Source organism: Enterobacter cloacae complex sp. OE43NF (genome assembly GCF_023544405.1).
Classification (GTDB): Bacteria; Pseudomonadota; Gammaproteobacteria; order Enterobacterales; family Enterobacteriaceae; genus Enterobacter; species Enterobacter cloacae.
The window spans coordinates 1-1150 of record NZ_JAMJFW010000140.1 but is presented as its reverse complement, the minus strand read 5'-3'; the positions used below and the strand labels follow the sequence as shown (position 1 = coordinate 1150).

The window sequence follows — 1150 nt, the reverse complement described above, 5'->3', positions numbered from 1 at the left end:
TAGGGAAGGTGCGAACAAGTCCCTGATATGAGATCATGTTTGTCATCTGGAGCCATGGAACAGGGTTCATCATGAGTCATCAACTTACCTTCGCCGACAGTGAATTCAGCAGTAAGCGCCGTCAGACCAGAAAAGAGATTTTCTTGTCCCGCATGGAGCAGATTCTGCCATGGCAAAACATGGTGGAAGTCATCGAGCCGTTTTACCCCAAGGCTGGTAATGGCCGGCGACCTTATCCGCTGGAAACCATGCTACGCATTCACTGCATGCAGCATTGGTACAACCTGAGCGATGGCGCGATGGAAGATGCTCTGTACGAAATCGCCTCCATGCGTCTGTTTGCCCGATTATCCCTGGATAGCGCCTTGCCGGACCGCACCACCATCATGAATTTCCGCCACCTGCTGGAGCAGCATCAACTGGCCCGCCAATTGTTCAAGACCATCAGTCGCTGGCTGGCCGAAGCAGGCGTCATGATGACTCAAGGCACCTTGGTCGATGCCACCATCATTGAGGCACCCAGCTCGACCAAGAACAAAGAGCAGCAACGCGATCCGGAGATGCATCAGACCAAGAAAGGCAATCAGTGGCACTTTGGCATGAAGGCCCACATTGGTGTCGATGCCAAGAGTGGCCTGACCCACAGCCTGGTCACCACCGCGGCCAACGAGCATGACCTCAATCAGCTGGGTAATCTGCTTCATGGAGAGGAGCAATTTGTCTCAGCCGATGCCGGCTACCAAGGAGCGCCACAGCGCGAGGAGCTGGCCGAGGTGGATGTGGACTGGCTGATCGCCGAGCGTCCCGGCAAGGTAAAAACCTTGAAGCAGCATCCGCGCAAGAACAAAACGGCCATCAACATCGAATACATGAAAGCCAGCATCCGTGCCAGGGTGGAGCACCCGTTTCGCATCATCAAGCGGCAGTTCGGCTTCGTGAAAGCCAGATACAAGGGGCTGCTGAAAAACGATAACCAACTGGCGATGTTATTCACCCTGGCCAACCTGTTTCGGGTGGACCAAATGATACGTCAGTGGGAGAGATCTCAGTAAAAACCGGAAATAACGCCAGAAATGGTGGAAAAAATAGCCTAAATAGGCTGATTCGATGTGTTTGCGGGAAAAAAATCGGCCCAGATCCGCGAAATTTT

At 53.4% G+C, this 1150-nt stretch carries 1 protein-coding gene; it reads left to right on the top strand.

Features of this window, described 5'->3' with window-relative positions; all coding sequences use genetic code 11:
* Nucleotides 1-71 precede the first annotated feature (71 nt).
* Nucleotides 72-1052 (top strand): IS5-like element IS5 family transposase, encoded by a 981-nt coding sequence (locus M8370_RS23370; RefSeq protein WP_032430879.1) that lies wholly within the window; start codon nt 72-74, stop codon nt 1050-1052.
* Nucleotides 1053-1150: the final 98 nt, after the last annotated feature.